The sequence below is a fragment of the Devosia sp. genome (assembly GCF_040509215.1).
Classification (GTDB): Bacteria; Pseudomonadota; Alphaproteobacteria; order Rhizobiales; family Devosiaceae; genus Devosia.
Window position 1 is genome coordinate 1 of record NZ_JBEVLL010000212.1, and the last position, 5573, is coordinate 5573.

Here is a 5573-nt window from a genome sequence, read left to right on the forward strand (position 1 = left end):
TCCCTCCCCCTTGTGGGGAGGGAATGAGGGTGGGGGTCGGCAGGCGCAGAAGCCCGCATTCAAGTTGACACTCCGCCCTGCCCCGCTATGGTCCGCGCCAGCATTTCCGTAGGAGCCGTCATGTCGAACGCCCAGCTTTCCACCACCATCGAAACCGCCTTTGAAAACCGGGCCGAGATCAATCTCTCGACCAAAGGCGAAGTGCGCGATGCAGTGGAAACGGCGCTCAACCTGCTCGACAGCGGACAGGCTCGCGTGGCCGAAAAGATCGACGGCGAATGGCAGGTCAATCAGTGGCTGAAGAAGGCCGTGCTGCTGTCCTTCCGCCTCAATGACAATGTGCTCATCGAAGGCGCGCCGGGCGGGGCCAACTGGTTCGACAAGGTGCCGAGCAAGTTTGTGGGCTGGGGCGACAACCAGTATCGCGCGGCCGGTTTCCGCACCGTGCCGGGCGCCGTGGTGCGCCAGTCGGCGTTTATCGGCAAGGGCGTTATCCTGATGCCGAGCTTTGTGAATCTCGGCGCTTATGTCGATGAAAACTCCATGGTCGACACTTGGGCAACCGTGGGTTCCTGCGCGCAGATCGGCAAGAATGTGCACCTCTCGGGCGGCGTCGGCATTGGCGGCGTGCTTGAGCCGCTGCAGGCCAATCCGACCATCATCGAAGACAATTGCTTTGTCGGCGCGCGTTCGGAAGTCGTTGAAGGCGTCATCGTGGGAGAAGGCTCGGTGATTTCCATGGGCGTCTTCATCGGCGCCTCGACGAAAATCATCAACCGCGCCACGGGCGAAGTGCATATGGGCAAGGTGCCGCCCTATTCGGTCGTCGTTTCCGGCTCGCTGCCGGGCAAGCCGCTGCCCGATGGCACGCCGGGCCCGAACCTTTATTGCGCCGTGATCGTCAAGACGGTCGACGCACAGACGCGCTCGAAGACCGGCATCAACGAACTGCTGCGCGACTAGGCCGAACCAGGGTTCGTCCGGCATAATAACCGGCGCTGGCTCTCGCCGCGCCGGCATCCTAATCTTCGCCTTGCGCCGGAATGATTCCGGGCCAATGTGGGGGAAGTCATGGATAAAATCGTTGCACTATTGACCACGTCTGAAGGCCGGATCGGCCGCCAGCAATGGTGGATCGGTGGCTTGGTTATGATCGTGATCGCGCTGGTCGGCAGCTTGGTCTTGAACTTGATTGCCTTTGGCAATTTCGCCATTCTTTCTTGGCTCTATCTGCTGCTGAACCTGGCCCTGCTTTGGCCAACCTACAATCTAGGAATGAAGCGCCGTCACGACCGCGACAACGACGGCATGGACCTCAAAATTTTTCTCGGCGTGAGCGTCCTGCTCAATCTGCTTGCCGCCACCGCGATCGGCTATACGATTACCGATGTCGGCAACGGCCTGATGCTTCCCCAACCGCCATTCTGGTTGACCGCTCTTAATCTTCTTTTCGGCATTTTCGCCATCTACCTGTTCGTGCAGCTCGGTTTTCTCAAGGGCACGACGGGCTCCAACTCCTATGGTGCCGACCCCGTCGGCGCCGCTGCCTGACCTTTAGGATTTTCCGTTGACCATCGACCCGCAGAACCTGCTCGAACGCCTCATTGCCTGCCCATCGGTGACGCCGGAGGCAGCCGGGGCGCTCGATCTTTTGGGGAAAGAGCTGGAAGCGATCGGCTTTGCCGTGACGCATCTGCGGTTCGATGGTGACGGGTCCTATCCCGTCGACAATCTCTTTGCGACGCGCGGCACCGGCGGAAAGAAACTGCTCTTTGCCGGGCATACCGATGTGGTGCCGCCGGGGGATCTGGCGCAGTGGACGAGCGATCCCTTCGAGCCGCGGGTGGCCGATGGAAAGCTGTTTGGGCGCGGCGCGGCCGATATGAAATCGGGCGTGGCGGCGTTTGTCGCGGCGTGCGCGGCCATTCCGACGCAGGCTGGCACGATCCAGCTGGCCATCACCAATGACGAAGAAGCCGACGCCATCAATGGCACGGAAAAACTCGTCCGCTGGATGGAAGCCAACGGCCACAGCTTTGACTTTGCGCTTGTGGGCGAGCCGAGTTCGGCCGAAGCGCTGGGCGACAGCATCAAGATCGGGCGGCGCGGGTCATTTTCAGGCGTGGTGACGGTGAAGGGTGTGCAGGGGCATGTCGCCTATCCGCACAAGGCGAACAATCCGCTGCCGGTGCTGGCGGGGATTTTGACGGCGCTGAGCACGACGAAGCTCGACGATGGCACAGAGCACTTTCCGGCCAGCAATCTTGAAGTGACGACCGTCGATGTCGGCAATCCGACCAGCAATGTCATTCCGGGTGCCGGGGTGCTGAAATTCAATATCCGCTACAATGACACATGGACGCCGGACACATTGGCGGAGTGGGTACGCGAGCGGATTGCTTCGGTCGAGGCCAAGAGTACCGAGGTCAGGTTCGAGCTGGCCGGTGTCCCCTCGCGCTCGTTCCTCTCGCCGCTCAGCGACGATATCGACACGCTTTCGGACGCCATCGAGGATGTGACCGGACGGCGGCCTGAATATTCGACCGGCGGCGGCACTTCGGATGCGCGCTTTATTGCCCAATACGGGCCGGTGGTGGAGTGTGGGCTTGTTGGCCCCTCCATGCACAAGGCCGATGAACATATCGCCATCACCGACCTTGTCGGGCTGACGGCGATCTACGAGAGCTTCATGGCGAGATTTTTCGCGAGCGAGGCGGAATGAAGACCTTTGCGGCACTGAAGGAAGCGTTGGCCGGCTGGATCGCCATCATTCGCGGCGAGGCCGATTGGCAGAGGCATTTTACGATTTCGGCGGCCGGACTGACGACGGCGCTGGTGCTGTTCCTGTTTTTCGCGCTGCTCTCGATTGCCCTGGCTTCGGCCAATGTCGGCATGCCCAGCCTGATTGGCCTCGTCGTTGCCATTCTGGTGCAGAGCCTTTCCATTGTGGCGCTGCTGATCGGCATTCATGTCACCAGGAGAATGGTGCCGCGCGATGTGCAGGTGATGACCCTCCTGGTGCCGGGAATTTATGCGCTGATCGCGTATTTGGTGATGGGGACGATTCTCTCGCTGATCGCCGGGCCGGTGCTGATCCTTCTCTGGGTCGGCCTCGCCTTTCTTCTCTTTAATCTGGGCTGGCGGGCCGGTGGGTGGAATATTGGCGTGAGTGCGGCATTTGCGGTTTTGACCATGGTGCTGCTTGTCGGTATGCCAGTGACGCTCTACATGGTGCTTGGCCCCGTGGCCGCGCCCACACCTTGAGACGAGACCCACGCCCTTGGCCCAGCCTAATTCTCCCTTTTTCGAAGAAGCCGCGAGCGCCATCCGGGGTTGCGTTGCCCTGATCACCGGCAAGCGCGATGCTTCGGTCTATTTTGATTTTTCCCAGCGTGGCCTTGTCGGCAGCCTGATCGCGGCGGTTGTCGCCGTGATGCTGGCCGGTTTTGGGCCGGTGCTGTTCGGCATCGACCTGCCCGCGGGGACGGCGACGCAGTCGGTTGTCGTTAATGCCGTGCTGTTCGTGGCGCAGGCAGGCATGGCCGCCATCGTGCTCAGGCAAATGGGCCGGCAGGATGGGTTCATTCCCTATCTCGTTGCCAGCAACTGGGTGACGCTGCTTTCGGCGGTGCTGCTGCTGATTTCGACGCTGTTCGGCGAAGTGGGGATCGTGCTGTTGCTCGGCATTGCCATTGTGGCGCTGCTGACCTTCATCAACATTGGCCGCTTTATCGTGACGCTGGCGCCGCTGCAGATCGGGCTCTTGTTCGTGTCGCAGGCAGTGGGCGTGTTCCTGGCCCTGGGCATTGTTGCCCTGTTCCTGCCAGCGCCGCCGCTGACCTAGTAGTCGACTTTTACGAAGTACAAACCTGCTGATGGCGCCATGGCGCCGCAGCGGCTGCGGTCGGCTGCGTCGAGCGCGGCGCGAAAATCGGCCGGGGTCCATTTGCCTTCGCCCACCAGTTTCAGCGAGCCGACCATGGAGCGCACCTGATGGTGGAGGAAACTTCGGGCGCTGGCGGTGACGACCACGTGGTCGAGTTCGCGGCGCACGGCGAAATGGTCGAGCGTGCGGATGGGCGAATTGGCCTGGCACTCGGACGAGCGGAACGTCGTGAAATCGTGGCGGCCGAGAATTCTCTGCGCGGCTTCGTGCATGACATCGGCATCAAGCGGCATGGGGACGTGCCAGACCTGATGACGCTCGAGCGCGGCGGGGGCGCGGCGATTGAGGATACGGTACTCGTAGTGGCGGGCGAGGGCCGAGAAGCGGGCTTCAAAGGTCTCGGGGACGATTTCGCAATCGATGACCGCGGCGGGGTTGGGGCGCAGATGGTAGTTGAGCGCCTCGCGCACGCGAAACGGGTCGCGATCGGTGGAGAGGTCGAAGTGGACGACCTGGCCGAGGGCGTGGACGCCGGCATCGGTGCGGCCGGAGGCCTGGGTGGAGACGGTTTCGCCCGAAAAACGGAAGATCGCCTCTTCAAGCGCCTGCTGCACGCTCATCCGATCGGCCTGGCGCTGCCAGCCGCAGAAGGGCGTGCCGTCATATTCGAGCGTGATGCGATAGCGTGGCATCAGCCGACGACGGTGGTGGGCAAGACCCCTGCCCCGCGAAGGAAGGTTGCGGCATCCATGGCGCCCTTGCCTTCGCGCTGCACCTGGGTGAGGCGGACGGCGCCATTGCCACAGGCAATGGTGAGATCGGGGCCGATCAGCGTGCCGGGGGCGGCGTTGCCTGATGCGAGCGTCGAGCGGAGGGCCTTGATGCGGGTCGGTTTGCCGCCCAGGTCGAGTTCGAACCAGGCGCCGGGGAAAGGCGAGAGGCCGCGAATGGTGTTGTGGACGTCTTCGGCGGACTTCGAGAAATCGAGCTTGGCTTCGGCCTTTTCGATTTTTGCGGCGTAGGTCACGCCCGCTTCGGGCTGGGGCGTGAAGTGGAGGCTGCCGCGTTCGAGGGCAGCGAGGGCGCGGCCCATGAGATCGGCGCCGAGGCGCATCATCTGGTCGTGCAATTCGCCCGCGGTCATGTCGGGACCGATGGGGATGATTTCCGTCGGGCCCATGGCGCCGGTATCAAGGCCCACGTCCATGTTCATGACGACGATGCCGGTCTGCTTGTCGCCGGCCATGATGGCGCGCTGCATGGGCGCGGCGCCACGCCAGCGGGGCAGCAGCGAACCGTGGAGATTGAGGCAGCCTTCGGTGGGGGCGTCGAGGATGGGCTTTGGCAGGATCAGGCCATAGGCGACGACGACGGCGACTTCGGCGCCCAGCGAGGCGAACTGGAGTTGCTCGGCCTCGTTGCGGAGGCTCTTTGGCGTGAAGACGGGAATGCCGAAATTTTCGGCCGCTTCATGCACCGGGCTCTTGCGCTCGGCCTGGCCGCGACCGGCCGGCTTTGGCGCACGCGTATAGACAGCGATGACTTCGTGGCCGGAGGCAACGATCTCGGTCAGCGTCGGCACGGAAAATTCGGGCGTGCCCATGAAGACGACGCGCATTGGCTAACTAGCTCCGCTGTCCCCCTCTCCCCTTGTGGGAGAGGGTGCCCGAAGGGCGGGTGAGGGGTT

The 5573-nt window shown here is 62.8% G+C and carries 7 protein-coding genes; 5 read left to right on the forward strand and 2 right to left on the reverse strand.

Features of this window, described 5'->3' with window-relative positions:
- The first annotated feature begins 120 nt into the window (after positions 1-120).
- From dapD to ABW043_RS11655, 5 genes are all read left to right on the forward strand, one after another.
- Positions 121-963: a 2,3,4,5-tetrahydropyridine-2,6-dicarboxylate N-succinyltransferase gene (gene dapD / locus ABW043_RS11635; protein ID WP_353921370.1), complete on the forward strand. Its 843-nt coding sequence runs from the start codon at positions 121-123 to the stop codon at positions 961-963.
- 108 nt (positions 964-1071) lie between these two features.
- Positions 1072-1551, forward strand: coding sequence for a DUF805 domain-containing protein (locus tag ABW043_RS11640; protein ID WP_353921371.1), 480 nt, complete (start codon positions 1072-1074; stop codon positions 1549-1551).
- A gap of 16 nt (positions 1552-1567) precedes the next feature.
- Positions 1568-2722 carry a succinyl-diaminopimelate desuccinylase gene (gene dapE, locus ABW043_RS11645; RefSeq protein WP_353921372.1) on the forward strand — a complete coding sequence of 385 codons (1155 nt, stop codon included), beginning with the start codon at positions 1568-1570 and terminating at the stop codon, positions 2720-2722.
- Positions 2719-3264 carry a hypothetical protein gene (locus ABW043_RS11650; protein ID WP_353921373.1) on the forward strand — a complete coding sequence of 182 codons (546 nt, stop codon included), beginning with the start codon at positions 2719-2721 and terminating at the stop codon, positions 3262-3264. The genes dapE and ABW043_RS11650 overlap by 4 nt, the downstream gene beginning before the upstream one ends.
- 16 nt (positions 3265-3280) lie before the next feature.
- Positions 3281-3844: a hypothetical protein gene (locus ABW043_RS11655; RefSeq protein WP_353921374.1), complete on the forward strand. Its 564-nt coding sequence runs from the start codon at positions 3281-3283 to the stop codon at positions 3842-3844.
- Here ABW043_RS11655 and truA read toward each other — a convergent pair.
- Both truA and fmt read right to left on the reverse strand, forming a co-directional pair.
- Positions 3841-4578, reverse strand: a complete 738-nt coding sequence (truA, locus tag ABW043_RS11660; RefSeq protein ID WP_353921375.1) for a tRNA pseudouridine(38-40) synthase TruA — start codon at positions 4576-4578, stop codon at positions 3841-3843. The genes ABW043_RS11655 and truA overlap by 4 nt on opposite strands.
- Entirely contained in the window at positions 4578-5504 is a 927-nt protein-coding gene (gene fmt, locus ABW043_RS11665) for a methionyl-tRNA formyltransferase (RefSeq protein WP_353921376.1), read from the reverse strand. Before fmt ends, truA begins: the two co-directional genes overlap by 1 nt.
- Positions 5505-5573: the final 69 nt, after the last annotated feature.

Bases quoted from the DNA above. Each gene is read 5' to 3' on its own strand.
- dapD (WP_353921370.1), top strand. From the start codon at position 121: ATGTCGAACGCCCAGCTTTCCACCACCATCGAAACCGCCTTTGAAAAC.
- ABW043_RS11640 (WP_353921371.1), top strand. From the start codon at position 1,072: ATGGATAAAATCGTTGCACTATTGACCACGTCTGAAGGCCGGATCGGC.
- ABW043_RS11650 (WP_353921373.1), top strand. From the start codon at position 2,719: ATGAAGACCTTTGCGGCACTGAAGGAAGCGTTGGCCGGCTGGATCGCC.
- truA (WP_353921375.1), bottom strand. From the start codon at position 4,578: ATGCCACGCTATCGCATCACGCTCGAATATGACGGCACGCCCTTCTGC.
- fmt (WP_353921376.1), bottom strand. From the start codon at position 5,504: ATGCGCGTCGTCTTCATGGGCACGCCCGAATTTTCCGTGCCGACGCTG.